The sequence below is a fragment of the Labrenzia sp. 5N genome (assembly GCF_012395805.1).
Lineage (GTDB): Bacteria > Pseudomonadota > Alphaproteobacteria > Rhizobiales > Stappiaceae > Roseibium > Roseibium algicola.
This window is the reverse complement of record NZ_JAAZTM010000010.1, coordinates 1-16481: the sequence shown is the minus strand read 5'-3', so window position 1 is coordinate 16481 and position 16481 is coordinate 1. Positions and strand designations below refer to the sequence as shown.

The 16481-nt window shown below is 58.8% G+C and carries 12 protein-coding genes; 11 read left to right on the top strand and 1 reads right to left on the bottom strand.

Annotated elements, in window-relative coordinates:
* Positions 1–17: 17 nt before the first annotated feature.
* The 5 genes from HEP89_RS10900 to HEP89_RS10880 are packed head-to-tail and all read left to right on the top strand — an operon-like array spanning position 18 to position 5822.
* Positions 18–1142 carry an ABC transporter ATP-binding protein gene (locus tag HEP89_RS10900; protein WP_168692032.1) on the top strand — a complete coding sequence of 375 codons (1125 nt, stop codon included), beginning with the start codon at positions 18–20 and terminating at the stop codon, positions 1140–1142.
* Complete coding sequence (locus HEP89_RS10895) at positions 1139–2011, top strand: ABC transporter permease (RefSeq protein ID WP_023000093.1); 873 nt, start codon at positions 1139–1141, stop codon at positions 2009–2011. Before HEP89_RS10900 ends, HEP89_RS10895 begins: the two co-directional genes overlap by 4 nt.
* A 12-nt stretch (positions 2012–2023) precedes the next feature.
* Entirely contained in the window at positions 2024–2884 is an 861-nt protein-coding gene (locus tag HEP89_RS10890; RefSeq protein WP_168692031.1) for an ABC transporter permease, read from the top strand.
* Between the two features lie 8 nt (positions 2885–2892).
* Positions 2893–4515: a choline dehydrogenase gene (locus HEP89_RS10885; RefSeq protein ID WP_168692030.1), complete on the top strand. Its 1623-nt coding sequence runs from the start codon at positions 2893–2895 to the stop codon at positions 4513–4515.
* Between the two features lie 8 nt (positions 4516–4523).
* Positions 4524–5822, top strand: coding sequence for an FAD-binding oxidoreductase (locus HEP89_RS10880; protein ID WP_168692029.1), 1299 nt, complete (start codon positions 4524–4526; stop codon positions 5820–5822).
* A 55-nt stretch (positions 5823–5877) separates the two neighbouring features.
* On the opposite strand, the gene HEP89_RS10875 is transcribed toward HEP89_RS10880, so the two are convergent.
* Entirely contained in the window at positions 5878–6798 is a 921-nt protein-coding gene (locus HEP89_RS10875; RefSeq protein ID WP_023000089.1) for a LysR family transcriptional regulator, read from the bottom strand.
* 167 nt (positions 6799–6965) lie between these two features.
* Here HEP89_RS10875 and HEP89_RS10870 point away from each other — a divergent pair, with 167 nt between their 5' ends.
* The 6 genes from HEP89_RS10870 to HEP89_RS10845 all read left to right on the top strand — a co-directional run bounded on the left by HEP89_RS10870 (position 6966) and on the right by HEP89_RS10845 (position 15896).
* Positions 6966–7763 (top strand): alpha/beta hydrolase, encoded by a 798-nt coding sequence (locus HEP89_RS10870; protein ID WP_023000088.1) that lies wholly within the window; start codon positions 6966–6968, stop codon positions 7761–7763.
* Positions 7764–7822: 59 nt separating this feature from the next.
* Positions 7823–9013, top strand: a complete 1191-nt coding sequence (locus HEP89_RS10865) for an efflux RND transporter periplasmic adaptor subunit (RefSeq protein ID WP_023000087.1) — start codon at positions 7823–7825, stop codon at positions 9011–9013.
* 123 nt (positions 9014–9136) lie between these two features.
* The gene (locus tag HEP89_RS10860; protein WP_168692028.1) at positions 9137–12325 is read left to right on the top strand and encodes a multidrug efflux RND transporter permease subunit; all 3189 of its coding nucleotides are present in this window, start codon (positions 9137–9139) and stop codon (positions 12323–12325) included.
* Positions 12326–12833: 508 nt separating this feature from the next.
* Positions 12834–13826, top strand: coding sequence for a TRAP transporter substrate-binding protein (locus HEP89_RS10855; protein WP_209014610.1), 993 nt, complete (start codon positions 12834–12836; stop codon positions 13824–13826).
* 182 nt (positions 13827–14008) lie between these two features.
* Positions 14009–14584 (top strand): TRAP transporter small permease, encoded by a 576-nt coding sequence (locus tag HEP89_RS10850; protein ID WP_168692026.1) that lies wholly within the window; start codon positions 14009–14011, stop codon positions 14582–14584.
* Complete coding sequence (locus tag HEP89_RS10845) at positions 14550–15896, top strand: TRAP transporter large permease subunit (protein WP_197923200.1); 1347 nt, start codon at positions 14550–14552, stop codon at positions 15894–15896. Before HEP89_RS10850 ends, HEP89_RS10845 begins: the two co-directional genes overlap by 35 nt.
* Positions 15897–16481: the final 585 nt, after the last annotated feature.

Sequence of the window (16481 nt, the reverse complement as noted above, 5' to 3'; positions counted from 1 at the left end):
CCAGTTGGCCCGCATTGATGAAACACACCTCACCCGCCTACGATCTTGAATGCCTCGACCTTGCCAAGAGTTTTGGAGGATTTCGCGCCGTCAAAGGCGTCTCCTTCGAGATCCCGAGCGGTTCGTTCTTCTCCATTCTCGGTCCGTCGGGCTGTGGCAAGACAACCCTGATGCGCATGATCGCGGGTTTCGAGGACCCGACCTCCGGCGACATCAAGATCAAGGGCAAGTCGGTACTCGGCGTGCCGCCCAACCGGCGCAACGTCAAGATGGTGTTCCAGCATCTGGCGCTGTTCCCGATGATGAACGTCTACGAGAACATTGCCTATGGCCTCAGGTGCGCAGGCGTGGGCAATGCGGAAATAAAACGCAAGGTTCGGGACGTGCTGGAGCGGATTGCCCTGCCCGACGTTGGCGAGCGGGAAATCCACCAGTTGTCCGGCGGCCAGAAACAGCGCATCGCCATTGCTCGCTGCATGGTGCTCGATCCGGATGTACTCTTGCTCGATGAACCGCTCGGCGCGCTCGATCTGAAGCTGCGCGAAGCGATGAAGATCGAGTTGAAACTTTTGCAGCACCAGTTCAACACGACCTTTATCTACATCACCCACGATCAGTCGGAAGCACTGGTGATGTCCGATAACGTCGCCATCATGAACCAGGGCATTTTCGAACAGATCGGCACGCCGCAGGATCTCTATCATCATCCCAAGACCGCCTTCGTCGCCGGCTTTGTCGGCGACAGCAACCGCTGGTCCGGCACGGTGAAATCCGCAGATGGTACGGGTGGCAAGGTGGAAACGGACCAGGGCCTTTCGATGAGTTTCAGTGCCGGCGCGGATCAGACCATTCGTGATGGCGACAAGGTGGAGATTTTCGTGCGGCCGGAATTCATCCGCACGGTGCGCGCATCCGAAGCGGACCAGGCCGTGACAGAAGGCGACAACCAGATGAGCGGTGTCATCGACAGCCTGCTCTTCAACGGCGCCAACAGCCGTGTTCTCGTACGAACCGGCAGTGGAGAGCTTATCGAGTCCGATGTGACGGTAACCGGCAACAACGACCTGAAACCCGGAGAAGACGTGCGCCTGATCTGGTCGTCTCGTCAGGCCATGTGTTTTGCCCGCGCGGAGAGCACATGATGCAGAACAAGGATATCAAACGGCTGTCGCTGATCCTGCTGTTTTCGCCTTTCGCGCTCTGGATCCTGCTTCTGATCATTTTGCCGCACATCGGCATGGTGCTCCTCTCCTTCCGCGAGAAAGTGGCACCGCGCGTCTATGAGTACAGCTTCGCCAACTATCTGGATTTCATAAACGAACCGATCTACTGGAACACGCTTCTTCGAACCGGATCCATGTCCCTGCTGGTCACTGCCCTGGCGCTGCTGATCGGCTTTCCCATTGCCTACTACATCGCCAAGATCGCCGGCCCCAGGGCGCGCGGTGGTCTGTTCCTGCTCTGCCTGATCCCGCTCTGGGTCAGCGACCTGATCCGTTCCTTCGGCTGGATCCTGCTGTTGCGCGAAACCGGTGTGATTTCGAATTTCCTGCTCTGGACCGGACTGGTCGGCCAGCCTGTCGAGTTTCTCTACAACGACATCGCGGTCATCATCGGCCTCGTCTACACCGTGATCCTGTTCATGATCGTGCCACTGGTTTCGACGCTGGACGGCATGGACAATTCAATGATCGAGGCCGGGTACAATCTGGGCGGCAGCGGCTTCACCGTGCTGCGCCGGATCATCATTCCCTACGCGATGCCGGGCATCGTGGCCGGCTGTATCGTCACCTTCATGCTGACGGCAGGTTCCTACCTGACGCCGATCCTGCTCGGCGGCAAGAATTCGAGCTGGTTTACCGAACAGATCTACAATCAGTTCATCACCCGCTTCAACTGGGAGGGAGGCGCGGCCTTCGGCATGCTGCTCCTGATTTTTACCTCCGTCGTGATCTGGCTCGGCCTGAAACTCTCCGGTCAGACCCTCGCCAACACCGTGGCCAAGAGCTGAGGAGGACAGACGATGCTTGCGCAAAAGAACTCCTCTCCGTTCCTGGTGGGCTACCGGCTCTATGTCGTTGCCTTCTTCATCTTCCTGGCAGCGCCGCTGATTTCAGCCGGAGCCTTCGCCTTCAACGACAGCCTGTTCCCGGCACTGCCCTGGCAAGGTTTCACGCTGGACTGGTTCTTCAGCGACACCGAACCAAAACTCGGCATGTTCCATGACCGGCGTTTGCTGCAGGGGCTTTATTATTCCTTCGTCATCGCAATCTTCGTGGCGGCACTCTCCGTCTTCGTCGGCACGACCAATGCGTTTCTGTTCGTGCGCGGCGAGTTTCCAGGCAAGAACTTCTTCTACATTCTGATGGTGGTGCCGCTGGTGATCCCGGGTGTCATCCTCGGCATCTCCATCCTGGTCCTGGCCAGCGACACCGCGAACTACATGGAAAACAGGTTCGATCTGGAGCTTGAGTTCCTGAGGCCAGGTCTTCTGCTTGTCGTGTTCGGGCAGTTTTCCTTCATCACCACCATCACCTCGCTGGTGATCACGGCCCGGTTGAAGAAATTCGACGCCACGATGGAAGAAGCCGCCTTCAACCTGGGGGCAAGCCGGATCCGCGTGTTGCGCACCGTCACACTGCCCTTCCTGCGACCGGCGATGATCGCGGCCGGCATCGTTGCCTTTCTGGTCTCGTTCGAGAACTTCAACACCACGCTATTTCTTGTCGGCTCGGAAGCACCACTGACGATCACCATGTATGATCGGATGGCAAAGGTCGGCTCGACGCCGGTCCTCAATGCCGTCTCCTTCGTGCTCATGGTCGGGTCCGGACTGCTTGCGCTGCTATCGATTGCCATCCAGCGCGACAAGACCTCTCAATAGGAGCATTCATGGCGGAGTTCGACTTTGTCATCGTCGGCGCGGGCTCGGCAGGCTCGGTGCTTGCCGACCGGTTGTCGGAAGACGGCAAATACACCGTCTGCCTTCTGGAGGCGGGCGGCTCGGATCTCAATTTCTGGATCTGGATGCCGATCGGCTACGGCAAGGCTTTCTATAACCGGAACATCAACTGGATGTACCACACCGAGGCGGACCCGGGGCTCAACGACCGCTCCGGCTACTGGCCGCGCGGCAAGGTGCTGGGCGGGTCCAGTTCTATCAATGCCATGGTCTATATCCGCGGTCAGCATGCGGATTTCGAGGACTGGAAAGCCCTCGGCAACACCGGCTGGGGCTGGCAGGACGTTCTGCCCTATTTCAAGCGCTCGGAAACCAATTGCAACGGTGCCGACGACTATCGCGGCGGGGATGGCCCCCTTTATGTCTCCTCCATGGACAAGGACGTCCACCCGCTGTGTCAAAACTTCCTGGCAGCCAGCGAGGAAGCCGGCTTCAGCCGTAACCCGGATTTCAATGGCAGAAGCCAGGAAGGTGTCGGCCTCTACCAGATAACCGCGAAAAACGGGTTCCGCATGTCGACGGCCCGTGCCTATCTTTCACGCGCGAAAAAACGTCAGAATGTCTCCATCCTGACCAACGCACACACGACCCGGCTGATCCTTGAAAACGGACGGGCGACCGGTGTCGTCTATAGCCGAGGCGGCACCGAGCAGACCGTGAATGCCCGACGGGAAGTGATCCTCAGTGCAGGTGCCGTCAACTCGCCGCAAATCCTCATGTTGTCCGGCATTGGTGATGGCGCGGAACTGCAGGCCAAGGGCATCACCTCCACCTTGCACAGTCCTGCTGTCGGCAAGAACCTTCAGGACCATCTCGGTCTCGACTATCTCTACCGGTCCAAAGTGCCGACGCTGAACCAGCAGCTTTATCCCTGGTGGGGCAAGCTCGCCCAGGGCATCCGCTATGTCCTGACCCGCAGTGGTCCGCTGTCGCTCAGTGTCAATCAGGCTGGTGGCTTCGTCAGAAGCAATCCGGATTGTGAACGGCCGAACATCCAGCTTTATTTCTCGCCCGTCAGCTACACCAAGGCGCCGAAGGGCAAACGTCCGCTGATGAACCCGGACCCTTTCCCCGGCTTCCTCCTCGGCTTCCAGCCGACACGGCCAACCAGCCGCGGCCATATCTGCCTGCGCTCCACCGATCCGTTCGACATGCCGGAGATCCACCCGAACTCGCTCAGCACCAACCGCGATCTCACGGAGATGATCGAAGGCAGCAAGCTGATGCGCAAGATCGCCGAAAGCCCTGCCATGCAATCGGTTATCGACGAGGAGATCACACCCGGCCCGGGTGTCCAGACCGACGAGGACATGCTGGCGGATGTCCGCAGCCGCTGTTCCACAGTCTTCCACCCTGTCAGCACCTGTCGCATGGGACCGGACGCGAGCGAAAACGTCGTCGACACGCGCCTACGGGTTTACGGGGTCGAAGGGCTTCGGGTTGTCGATGCCTCGATTTTCCCGACGGTCACGTCCGGCAATACCAACGCACCTGCGATCATGGTCGGCGAAAAAGGCGCGGACCTTATCCTGGAAGACACACGAGCGGCGTAAGGCACGTAATGACTCAGGCTCTTTTTGCGGACAACTACAAGACGACACCATACTGGCAGGATATCGCCCCCAAACTCGCACTGCCGGATACCGGTTTGCCGGCAGAGGTCGATGTGCTGGTGGTTGGCGGTGGGTACACCGGCCTGAACGCCGCACTGCAGACCGCCCGTGAAGGCCTCGGCACACTGGTTCTCGATGCGGAAGATCCGGGTTGGGGCTGCAGCATGCGCAATGGCGGCCAGCTTTCGACCAGCCTCAAGCCGTCCTTTTCCAACCTGGCAGGCCGCTATGGCGGGGAGCTCGCCACCCAGCTTTGCCTGGAAGGCCAGGCGTCCCTCGACTACATGCGCGCACTTTCAAGGGAAGATGGACTGGAGATGGGCTTACGGGAAACCGGCCGCTTCCACGGCGCCCACAAGCCCCATCTTTACGAGAGCCTTGCCAGAGACTGTGCCGCCGGACACCCCGTGTGGAAGGCCGATGCCTTCATGGTGCCGAAAAGCGACATGGCACGGGAGCTTGGGACCGATGCCTATCATGGCGGTATCGTCAATCCGCATCATTGCAGCATCGATGTCAGCAAGTACCATCCTTCACTTTTGAACAAGGTGCTGGCGGAAGGGGCGAAGGTGCGCGGCAAGTGCCGGGTGGTGTCGCTTGAACGCGAGACGTCAGGCTTCAAGGTGCTGACAAGCGACGGCTCCCTCAAGGCAGGCAAGGTAATTCTGGCGACCAATGGTTACTCCGGCCCCCTGTCGCCCTGGCTTCAGCGACGGCTGATCCCGATCGGCTCCTACGTGATCGCGACGGAAGAAATCCCGAGTGAAACGATCGACCGGCTGTTTCCGACGGACCGGGTCCTCTCCGACACCAGAAAACTGGTCTATTACTACCGGCTGTCCCCTGACCGGAAGCGCGTGCTGTTTGGCGGCCGGGTCTCCTTGAGCGAAACGGATCCGCGCAACAGCGCGCTCAAGCTCCACCGCGATATGACAGCCCTCTTTCCGGAACTTGGGTCCGTGCGGATCAGCCATGCCTGGATGGGGTTTGTCGGCTACACCTTCGACACACTCGCCCATGCCGGCGAAGACAACGGACTGTTTCACGCGGGCGGCTATTGCGGGTCCGGGGTGGGTATGGCGAGTTATCTCGGCATGCGTATGGGCCAGAAAGCTGCCGGCCGAGAAAAATCACTCTCCGCGTTCGAGAAGATCCCCTTCCCGACCCGGCCGCTGTACCAGGGCAATCCGTGGTTCCTGGCACCATCGGTGCTCGTCTACCGGCTGCGGGACAGGTTCGGCATCTGATTGGGGTCAGCCCTTCGGAGGATAGCCTTCTTGCGCTGCACCCCTTGCCAGCATTTCATACCGAAGACTGGGCGGGCGCCGGCACATCGGCAAGCAGGCGCACCAGCCAGTCGACAAAAACGCGAACCTTGTTCGAAAGGTGCCGGTTGGGTGGGTAGACGATATAAAGCGGAATGGTGTCGGCAGACCATTCCGTCAACAGCGGCACGAGGTCCCCGCGCTTCAGCTCTTCTCGCACCATGAAGTCAGGCAGCTGCGCGATGCCGTGACCGGCAACAGCCGCCGCCACATAGCTGCGGGCATCGTTGACCGAGCAATGATAGCGTCCGTCGACCAGAATTTCCTCACCGTCCTTGCGGAAGGTGAACGGGTGTGTGCGTCCGGTGGCGGCAACGAAATAGTTGACGCAATAGTGGTTCGCCTTCACGTCTGCCGGGGTTTCCGGTGTACCTGCCCGTTCCAGGTAGGACGCTGCCGCGCAAGTGGTCAGACCGACCTCCGCCACCCGCCGTGCAATCAGCGACTGATCAGCCGGTGCACCACCGCGCAAGGCACAATCAACATTCTCTGCCAGGTAGTCGACTGTCCTGTCGCCGATCCCGAGGTCGATACGGATATCCGGGTATTTTTCGTAAAAACCGCCAAGCTCCGGTATCACGAACCAGTCAGCAAAGGCCCCTGACATTTCCACGCGCAGCCGCCCACCCGGATTGCTCTGGGCCTGGGACAGGCTGGCATCAAGTTCGTCGACCTCCGAAACGATCTGAACGGCCCGCTCATAATAAAGCGCGCCGTCCGTCGTTACGATGACGCGCCGCGTTGTCCGGTTGAGCAATTTGGTCTGCAGATGTTTCTCGAGATTCTGGATCAGGTTGGTAACCGTCGCCTTCGGCATCTGAAGGGAATCGGAGGCTCGGGTGAAATTTCCTGTTTCAACCACCCTCACAAAGGCGCGCATGGCGGAGAGTTGATCCATTTCTGGGCGTCCTGATCAAAAAATAGGCTTATTATTCGAAAATTCGAATAGTGAAACCAATAATACACCCCTTATTCCAGAGTTGGAACAACAATACCTATCGGACATGCAAGAGAGCTGGTGTACCCGGTTCTCCCTCAACCAACAGACACGAAACGGCACTGAAAATGACGGTGCAGATCAAGGATATGACACTCGACAAGGTGGCCATCGGCCCCGTGGCGGCACGTGTCTACCAGGGTGCCGAATACAGCAAGTCGCCGCCAGTCCTCATCTATTTTCACGGCGGCGCTTTTCAAGGCACCGTCCCGCAGGAAAGCGAGTTTGCGCATCTCATTGCCGAAACCGGCGCTATTGTCGTGATGCCGGATTACAATGTACCTCTTGGCAGCGTTTTTCCGAAGCCGCTGGAAACGGGTTTTTCGATCTTCTCCTATCTGGCGAAAAAGCGCGCCGGCCTTGGGAACCGGAAATCCCTGCTTCTTGTCGGCGGCGTCGAGGCTGGCGGCAACATCGCCGCAGCGGTCGCGCTGAAGGCGCGGGATCATTTCGCCGATGAACTTGACGGGCAGATCCTTCTGTCACCCCTGCTTGATCCTTTCATGGGCTCTGCATCGTTTCAGAAGGCCGGCGAGTTCGGCATGAAGGACATCTGGGCCGACGGCTGGAGCCACTATCTCAGCACCGGCATGTGCCACCCCTATGCGGCCCCATGCATGTGCTCACGCCTGACCGGCGTTGCCCCCGCGCTTGTTCTGTCTTCTCAGGACGACCCCCTCAAGGACGAAACACTCGGCTTTGCGACCTGCCTGAAAAATGCAGGCGTTGAAGTTCACCAGCATGTTCTCCCCGCCGGGACAGGCTGGCCATCACTCTACGGCGGAAAGACGGACGAGACCCCATCCTGGCAAGAAACCGTAAGCACGCAATTTTCCGGTTTCGTGCAGTCCGTCAGCGTCCACTGATTTGATATCCAAACCCTTCTGAAGGTTGTGTTTTCAGCAGGGTTTCCAAGGAGAGACCAATGACATCAAGAAGCAAGCGCTGGGCCCTGACGGGCGCCAGTCTGGCAGTTGCTGTCTCTGTTTCAGCCGCTGTCCTCATCATGAACCTACCGGCAAGCAGCCCTGCAACGGCCGCGGGCGGTACAGTCGCCATCCCGGCGGTGCCGGTGACCGTTGCCGAGGTCAAATCCCGCGAAATAACCGTGTGGGAAGATTTCTCCGGCAGGCTCGAAGCCGTTGACCGGGTGCAGATCCGCTCCCGTGTGGCCGGCTCCATTCAATCCGTCGATTTCCGTGAAGGCGCATTGGTGGAAGCAGGTGACCTGCTCTTCACCATTGACCCGGCTCCCTACGAGGCTGCCGTCGCTCAAAGGGAAGGTCAGGTTGAACTTGCGCAAACGCAGCTCAACCTCGCCAAGCTGGAACTGGACCGTGGCAACAAGCTGATCGAAAACCGGACCATCTCCCAAAGCGTCCTCGACCAGCGCCGCAACACCTACGCCGAAGCACAGGCCAACCTCAGAACCGTCAAGGCAGCTCTCAGGTCGGCCAAGCTGGAACTTGGCTACACCAAGGTGCTGGCACCCGTGTCGGGTCGTGTCGGCAAGATCGAGATCACCGTCGGCAATCTCGTTGCCGCGGGCTCCGCATCGCCGGCATTGACAACCCTTGTCTCTGTCGATCCGATCTATGCAAGCTTCAACGCAAGTGAAGACCTGGTCTCGCGGGTTCTGGCCGAGTTGCCGCAGACAGATGCTGCGGTGCCGCCACTGGACATGATCCCCGTCGAAATCGAAACCTCGTCAACCGCCGGACACCCGGTGAAGGGCAAGCTGCAGCTGGTCGATAACCAGGTTGACGCCGTCAGCGGCACCATTGGTGTCAGGGCAGTCTTCGACAATCCGGGCGGCAGGCTGATCCCGGGTCAGTTCGTGCGTATCCGCATGGGTGAGCCAAGGCCGGAACAGAAGGTCCTGATCAGCGAACGCGCCATCGGCACCGACCAGGACAAGAAATATGTCTATGTCGTCGGTGACGACAACAAGGTGGCCTACAGGCCGATCGACCTTGGCAGGACCGCGGAAGGTGCACGTATCGTCGACAGCGGCCTCGAACCGGGTGAACGGATCGTCGTCAACGGCCTGCAGCGGATCCGCTCTGGTGCACTTGTCGATCCTCAGCTCGAAAACGACGTTGCCGCTGCAAACTGAGTGAACAGGTGGAGTGCAAGGCGCTCCACCTCCCCTCTTCAACAATTCAAGTCATGATTGCCGGTGGCGCCGCCACCGGCCGGGGACGTGTTGTCCCGATTTCCGACCGGAAAGGGCCTGGATATGAATATCTCGAGATTCTTCGTCGACCGCCCAGTCTTTGCCGGTGTGCTGTCTGTCCTCATCCTCATCGCCGGCCTGATCGGTCTGCGGGCGCTGCCGATCTCAGAATACCCCGAGGTGGTGCCGCCATCGATCGTCGTGCGCGCCGCCTATCCGGGGGCGAACCCGAAGGTCATTGCCGAGACGGTGGCAACGCCGCTGGAAGAACAGATCAACGGTGTCGAGGGCATGCTCTACATGTCCAGCCAGGCGACCTCTGACGGCGTCATGACCCTCACGGTCACGTTCGAGCTCGGCACTGATCCCGATCAGGCCCAGCAGCTTGTCCAGAACCGCGTTTCGCAAGCCGAACCCCGTCTTCCGGCGGAAGTACGAAGCCTTGGCATAACCACGGTGAAAAGTTCACCCGATCTGATGATGGTCGTGAACCTGACCTCGCCGGACAATCGCTACGACATCACCTACCTGCGCAACTATGCCGTCCTCAACATCAAGGACCGGCTGGCCCGCCTGCAGGGTGTCGGCCAGGTGCAGGTGTTCGGTTCCGGCGATTACTCCATGCGTGTGTGGGTCGACCCTCAAAAGGCGGCCGGCCATAACCTGGCAGCCAGCGACATCACCAACGCCATTCGTCAACAGAACGTGCAGGCCGCAGCTGGCATCATCGGCGCTTCGCCAAACCTGAAGGGTGTCGACGTTCAGCTCAGCGTCAATGCGCAAGGTCGTCTTCAGACACCGGAAGAGTTCGGCAACATCATTGTCCGTACCGGTGAAAACGGTGAGGTCACCCGGTTGCGCGACGTTGCCCGGATCGAGCTCGGTGCAGCCGATTATTCGCTGCGCTCCCTGCTCGACGGCAAACCGGCCGTCGCCATTCCTGTGTTCCAGGCACCCGGCTCCAACGCAATTGCCATTTCCGATGCAGTTGTCGAGACCATGAACGACCTTCAGGTCGCCATGCCTGACGGCGTCAAATACGAGATCGTCTACGACACCACAAAGTTTGTTCGGTCCTCCATCGAGAAGGTTGTCGACACGCTGCTGGAAGCCGTTGTGCTTGTGGTCCTCGTCGTGATCCTGTTCCTGCAGACATGGCGCGCATCGATCATTCCGCTGATCGCCGTTCCCGTGTCGATCATCGGCACCTTCGGCGTCATGTATGTTTTCGGCTTTTCCATCAACGCTCTCAGCCTCTTCGGGCTGGTTCTCGCCATCGGCATTGTGGTCGATGACGCGATCGTGGTCGTTGAAAACGTCGAACGAAACATCGAAAACGGACTGAACCCGCGCCAGGCAACCTACAAGGCCATGAAGGAAGTCTCCGGACCGATCATTGCCATTGCACTGGTGCTTGTGGCGGTGTTTGTCCCGCTGGCCTTCATCACCGGCCTTTCGGGTCAGTTCTATCGCCAGTTCGCACTGACGATCGCAATCTCGACTGTCATCTCGGCCATCAACTCGCTCACTCTGTCCCCGGCCCTGGCCGCCCTTCTCCTGAAGGATCACCATGCGCCCAAGGACTGGCTGACACGTTCGATGGACTTCCTGTTCGGCTGGTTCTTCAAGGGCTTCAACCGGGCCTTCGGCGCCGGTTCCAACGCCTATGGCAAGAGCGTCGGCGGCCTGTTGTCCCGCAAGACCATCGTCATGGTGGTCTACATGGCACTTGCAGGGGCAACCTATAGCCTCTTCACAACAGTCCCCGGCGGCTTCGTGCCGGCACAGGACAAACAGTATCTGATCGGCTTTGCCCAGCTCCCCGACGCTGCCACGCTGGACCGGACCGAAGACGTCATCCGCCGGATGAGCGAGATCGCCATGGAGCAGGAAGGTGTCGAACACGCCATCGCCTTCCCGGGCCTGTCGATCAACGGCTTCACCAACTCTTCCAACGCGGGCATCGTCTTTGCCACCCTGACGGATTTCGAGGAACGCAAATCTCCGGAATTGTCCGGCGATGCCATCGCGATGCAGCTGAACCAGAAGTTCGGCACGATCCAGGACGCGTTTATTGCCATGTTCTCGCCGCCGCCTGTTCAGGGCCTTGGCACCACTGGCGGATTCAAACTGCAGATCGAGGACCGGGCAGGTCTCGGCTACCAGGCACTCGACGCGGCCAACAAGGCCTTCCTGGCCAAAGCCTATCAGACGCCGGAACTGGCTGGATTGTTCTCCAGTTTCCAGATCAATGTGCCCCAGCTTTATGCGGATCTTGATCGCACCAAGGCGGAACAGCTCGGCGTATCGGTAACGGACGTATTCGAGACGCTGCAGATCTACCTGGGTTCACTTTATGTCAACGACTTCAATGCCTTCGGTCGCACTTACAGTGTCCGGGTGCAGGCGGACGCCCAGTACCGGGCGCATGCCGACGATATCAGCAAGTTGAAGGTCCGCTCGGCCACCGGCCAGATGATCCCGCTCTCCGCCCTGTTGAAGGTGGAGGCCACCACCGGGCCGGAACGGGCAACCCGCTACAACGGTTTCCTTGCGGCTGACATCAATGGTGGCCCGGCTCCTGGGTTTTCCTCCGGCCAGGCCCAGGCAGCGGTCGAGCGGATTGCGGAAGAAACCCTGCCCAAAGGCATCGCCTTTGAGTGGACGGACCTGACCTACCAGCAGATCCTTGCCGGCAGCTCCGGGTTCCTGGTCTTCCCTCTGGCCCTGCTTCTGGTCTACCTGGTGCTTGCCGCCCAGTATGAAAGCCTGATGCTTCCGGTGGCGATCGTCATGATCGTACCGATGGGTGTCCTTGCCGCCCTGACGGGCGTCTGGCTGACCCATGGCGACAACAACATCTTCACCCAGATCGGGTTGGTGGTGCTGGTCGGGCTTTCGGCGAAAAACGCGATCCTGATCGTGGAATTCGCAAGGGAACTGGAGTTTGAAGGCCGCACACCGGTTGAAGCGGCAGTCGAAGCCAGCCGGTTACGTCTGCGCCCGATCCTGATGACCTCGATGGCCTTCATCATGGGTGTGGTTCCGCTGGTGCTTTCCACCGGCGCCGGTGCGGAAATGCGAGCGGCGATGGGCATCGCGGTTTTCTCCGGCATGATCGGCGTGACCTTCTTCGGGATCTTCATGACGCCGGTGTTCTACGTGCTGGTCCGCAAGCTCTCGGGCAATCGCCCGCTTACACAACACGAGGAACCAGCAGAGCAGCCGCAAGCTCAGAACACGGCCGCTTGAACCTGGACCAAATGACAAGAAAAACGCCCTGGAAGCATTCGTTTCCAGGGCGTTTTGTACTTGGGCAGCCCTTCACCGGCGTGAGGAATGCAATCAGCTGGCGTCGGAGTCGGCCGCACGCATGCTCCATGCAATCAAGGTAAGATCTGAACGCCTCCCCCGATACCCCCCGTCACGCAAGATCGCCGCACTCAGAACACCCCTCACATCCCTGAGATGCAATGCCGGCAACGACACCCAAATTGCGGGTTCCCGCAAATGGATTGCGTGAATTGACCTGTCATATTTGGTTTCTGGCCGCGTAACGTGACGTGCCTGGCGTTGGCTAGCCAACTTGTGGCGATGTATGTGGGAGGAAAACATGCAATCGAATAATTATCACGAAGACACGAAAGCGCTGCGCAGCGGTGTGCAATTACAGCACCCTGCAGCACGCATCAAACAAACTGTGACTGTAGAGAGACGTTTTACGCGTCTATCGTCACTGAAGACCGGAATTCTAACAAGCTTGTTTGCCCTGTCGGTCTTTACAGCACCGACCGCCGCAACTGCCGCCGACTACAACTGGACCTTCCAGACCTCGGAAACGGCCGGTGAGCCCGGATTCATCAACAAGCAGAAGTGGGCTGAAAACGTCGAGAAAATGTCCGGCGGGCGGATCGAGATCGAGATTTTGCCGATTGGTGCCGTTGTCCCGCATACCGATACACTTGACGCCGTTGGCTCCGGCATTCTTCAGGGGCATCTGACCGATCCGAGCTATTTCGCCGGCAAGGATCCCGCCTTTGCGATGATGGGCAACCTGGTCGGTGCCTGGAGCGATCCGTTCGAATTGATCGGGTTCATGCAATCCGGTGGCGGTCACGAGCTTTACGCCGAATTGGTCGAGCCCTATGGCGTCCATTTCATCGGAGCGGCAGCAACTGAGCCGGAAGCTTTCGTCTCCAGTGTTCCGATCCGCTCTGTGGAAGACCTGAAGGGCGTTAAAATGCGCGCACCGGAAGGCATGGTCTACGAGATCTTCTCCAAGGCAGGTGCCTCTCCGGTTGCACTTCCCGGTTCAGAGGTCTTCACGGCTCTCGACAAGGGCGTTGTCCAGGCGGCCGATTACACGGTTTTTGCAACCAACCAGTCGCAGGGCATGAACGACGTTGCCCACTATCCGCTGTATCCGGGCTTTCATTCCCTGCCGCTGATCGACATTTCGATGACCAAATCGATCTGGGATGAACTTCCGGACGACCTGAAGGCCGTCCTGAACGCCTCCGTTGACCAGTTCATTTTCGATCACGTTTATTCCGTACGCAAGCTCGATGCGGCCGCAGTAGAGGAAGCCAAGGCAAACCCGGAGATCGAAATTGTCAACTGGTCCGGCGACGAGCGAGCGAAGTTCCGCAGGATCGCGCAGCAGGAATGGGAAAACTGGGCCGGCAAGAACGACCTCACCCAACGCTACTACGATGCGGTGGTCGCTTATCTGAAGGGCCGGAACCAGCTCTGATCTGACCAACGTTCCGTTGACGCAGCCGCACCCGGACCGAAAGGTCCGGGTGCGGCCTGACCTTGTTTCTATCTGTCCATAACGGGTGAAACGAGATGCCGGTGCGTGGCCGTCAGCCAAGACTGATTGGCCATCCCCTATTTCCACAACAGCTTGCCAACTGCGCGACGGGAGAAGAATCCATGCCGGACAATCCGGATGTGAGTGACCTGGAGGACAATGGCCAGGCGAACCTGCGAACCGGCCTTGACCGGTTCATTGCCGGGTCCGCGAAGCTCTTTGCCTGGGCTATCTTTCTGGCGTTTGCCATCAGCGTATATGAGGTTATCGCCCGCTACGTTTTTGATAGCCCGACGTATTGGGCTCACGAGAGCACGACCTTCCTCATAGCAGCCATCTTCCTGATCGGCGGCCCCGTAGCGCTCGCTCGCGACAAGCATATTCGCGTGCGCATGATTTATGACTCGGTTTCGCCCCGGGTGCGTCGATGGCTGGATATCGTCAATTCTTTGATCGCGATGATCTTCTTTGCAGGACTGGGATACGCAGGCGCGACAATGGCCTGGAAGGCTACCCACCGACCCAACGGCGATATCCATCTGGAGGGCACGGGTACGGCGTGGAACCCACCGACACCGGCACTGCTGAAAATCATTATTCTGATCTGCGTTTGCCTGATGTTCGTTCAGACCCTGTTGCACCTGATCAAGGCGATCCGCGGCGATGACGCTGCCTACAGTGAACGCGGAGGCCGATGACATGGGCCTCAACGATCTGGGTATTGAATACGGTACAATTCTGCTCGTTGGCAGCATCTTCGTGTTGCTGCTTACAGGTCAGCCTCTCGCCTGGGTGACGGGGCTCGTAGCCCTGGTTTTCACGTTCGGCTGGTTCGGAGGAAATGCGCTGCCGCTGGTTACGGCTCGCATCTTCGGCTTCATTACGGAATATTCCCTCGTCGCCATTCCGATGTTCATCCTGATGGCGGCTCTCCTCGACAGATCAGGCATCGCAAAGGACCTCTTCAACGGAATGAGGGTTCTTGCCGGACGGTTGCCAGGTGGTGTCGCTGTTCAAACGCTGATCGTCGCCACCCTGATGGCCGCCATGTCCGGCGTCATCGGTGGTGAGATCGTTCTACTGGGAATTCTGGCATTGCCCCAGATGCTGCGGCTTGGATATGACCGTGACCTTTCGATAGGCGTCGTTTGCGCAGGTGGTTCGCTTGGGACCATGATGCCGCCCTCGATCGTTCTGATCATTTATGGGCTGGTGGCAAGTGTTTCCATTGCCGACCTCTTCGTTGCGGCAGTCACACCTGCCCTGATGCTGCTCGGCTGCTATATCGCTTATGTTCTAGTACGCTGTTTCCGAAACCCGGACCTCGGGCCACCAATTTCCGCGGAAGAACGCGCCGAAGAAACAATAGGAAGTGCGATCCGGTCCCTGATCGCCCCTGTGTTCATCGTGGTAGCGGTTCTGGGTTCCATATATGGAGGCATCGCCTCTATCACCGAAGCAGCTGCACTCGGGGTTTCGTCAGTGCTCATCATTGCACTGCTTCGCAGGGAACTTAACGCCCGTATGCTTCAGGACAGTCTGGTCCACACGCTGGAAACCTGCGGCATGATCATCTGGATCGGGATCGCCGCAGCCGTGCTTGTCGGTGTCTACAACCTGATGGGGGGCAACCGCTTCGTCTCCGCGGTCATGCTTGGTCTCGACGCCTCGCCCGTGGCCGTCATTCTGATCATGATGCTGATCCTGTTAGTGCTGGGCATGTTCCTGGACTGGATCGGGATCGCCCTTCTCACCTTGCCCATCTTCGTTCCGATCGTCATTCAGCTTGGATATGACCCGATCTGGTTCGGGATCCTGTTTGCCGTCAACATGCAGGTCTCCTACCTGACGCCACCCTTTGGTCCGGCAGCCTTCTACTTGAAAAGCGTGGCACCACCGAACATTACGCTCGGCAACATCTACGGAGCTCTGCTTCCGTTTATCGTGCTGCAGCTCTTTGTTCTCGCAATCTTGCTGTTCTTCCCTGGCATCGCGACCTGGATGCTGTAACTCAAAGGCGTGTCGCGTTCTTTCAATTGGATGCGGCACGCCATTACACCTGAAGGCTTCTTTGCCTTTTCATCAGGCTTGCTGATCCGCGTTACAGGGGACATCATCGCGCTTTCCCCGCCTTTGATTGTTGAGGACGGTATGATTGAGGAGGTGGCGTCGACGTTGGGCGGTGTTTTGTTTTCGACGGCTTAGGTTTGGTTTTTGGATCAGAGATACCCGGAGCCCCTGCCAGTAATGTTGGCGGGGCTTTTGGATTTTTGGAGCGGATTAGGTTTGTTTCCAGCGTTTCATTTGGGCTTTGCCGTTCGGGTGTCCCTGGAACGGTGCCGGTCGAGTTGCGTTAGGCAACAAAAAAACCCCGGTCAGTTTTTCTGCCGGGGTTATTTGTTTGTTTCGGTAGGTTGCTTTGAGCGTTTTTGTGCCGGTGCGTCGGGCATAGCCCTCCTTGCGTTCCCCTGGTCAGTTTAAAATCTGTATCCGTTACCAACAAAAAACCCGGCGCGAGGCCGGGTTATTTGTTGGTTGCGGGAGCAGGATTTGAACCTGCGACCTTCAGGTTATGAGCCTGACGAGCTACCGGGC

Coding starts and splice junctions, on each gene's coding strand:
- HEP89_RS10860 (WP_168692028.1), top strand. CDS start 9,137: ATGAATATCTCGAGATTCTTCGTCGACCGCCCAGTCTTTGCCGGTGTG.
- HEP89_RS10890 (WP_168692031.1), top strand. CDS start 2,024: ATGCTTGCGCAAAAGAACTCCTCTCCGTTCCTGGTGGGCTACCGGCTC.
- HEP89_RS10900 (WP_168692032.1), top strand. CDS start 18: ATGAAACACACCTCACCCGCCTACGATCTTGAATGCCTCGACCTTGCC.
- HEP89_RS10865 (WP_023000087.1), top strand. CDS start 7,823: ATGACATCAAGAAGCAAGCGCTGGGCCCTGACGGGCGCCAGTCTGGCA.
- HEP89_RS10875 (WP_023000089.1), bottom strand. CDS start 6,798: ATGGATCAACTCTCCGCCATGCGCGCCTTTGTGAGGGTGGTTGAAACA.
- HEP89_RS10845 (WP_197923200.1), top strand. CDS start 14,550: ATGACGCTGCCTACAGTGAACGCGGAGGCCGATGACATGGGCCTCAAC.
- HEP89_RS10870 (WP_023000088.1), top strand. CDS start 6,966: ATGACGGTGCAGATCAAGGATATGACACTCGACAAGGTGGCCATCGGC.
- HEP89_RS10850 (WP_168692026.1), top strand. CDS start 14,009: ATGCCGGACAATCCGGATGTGAGTGACCTGGAGGACAATGGCCAGGCG.
- HEP89_RS10885 (WP_168692030.1), top strand. CDS start 2,893: ATGGCGGAGTTCGACTTTGTCATCGTCGGCGCGGGCTCGGCAGGCTCG.
- HEP89_RS10880 (WP_168692029.1), top strand. CDS start 4,524: ATGACTCAGGCTCTTTTTGCGGACAACTACAAGACGACACCATACTGG.
- HEP89_RS10895 (WP_023000093.1), top strand. CDS start 1,139: ATGATGCAGAACAAGGATATCAAACGGCTGTCGCTGATCCTGCTGTTT.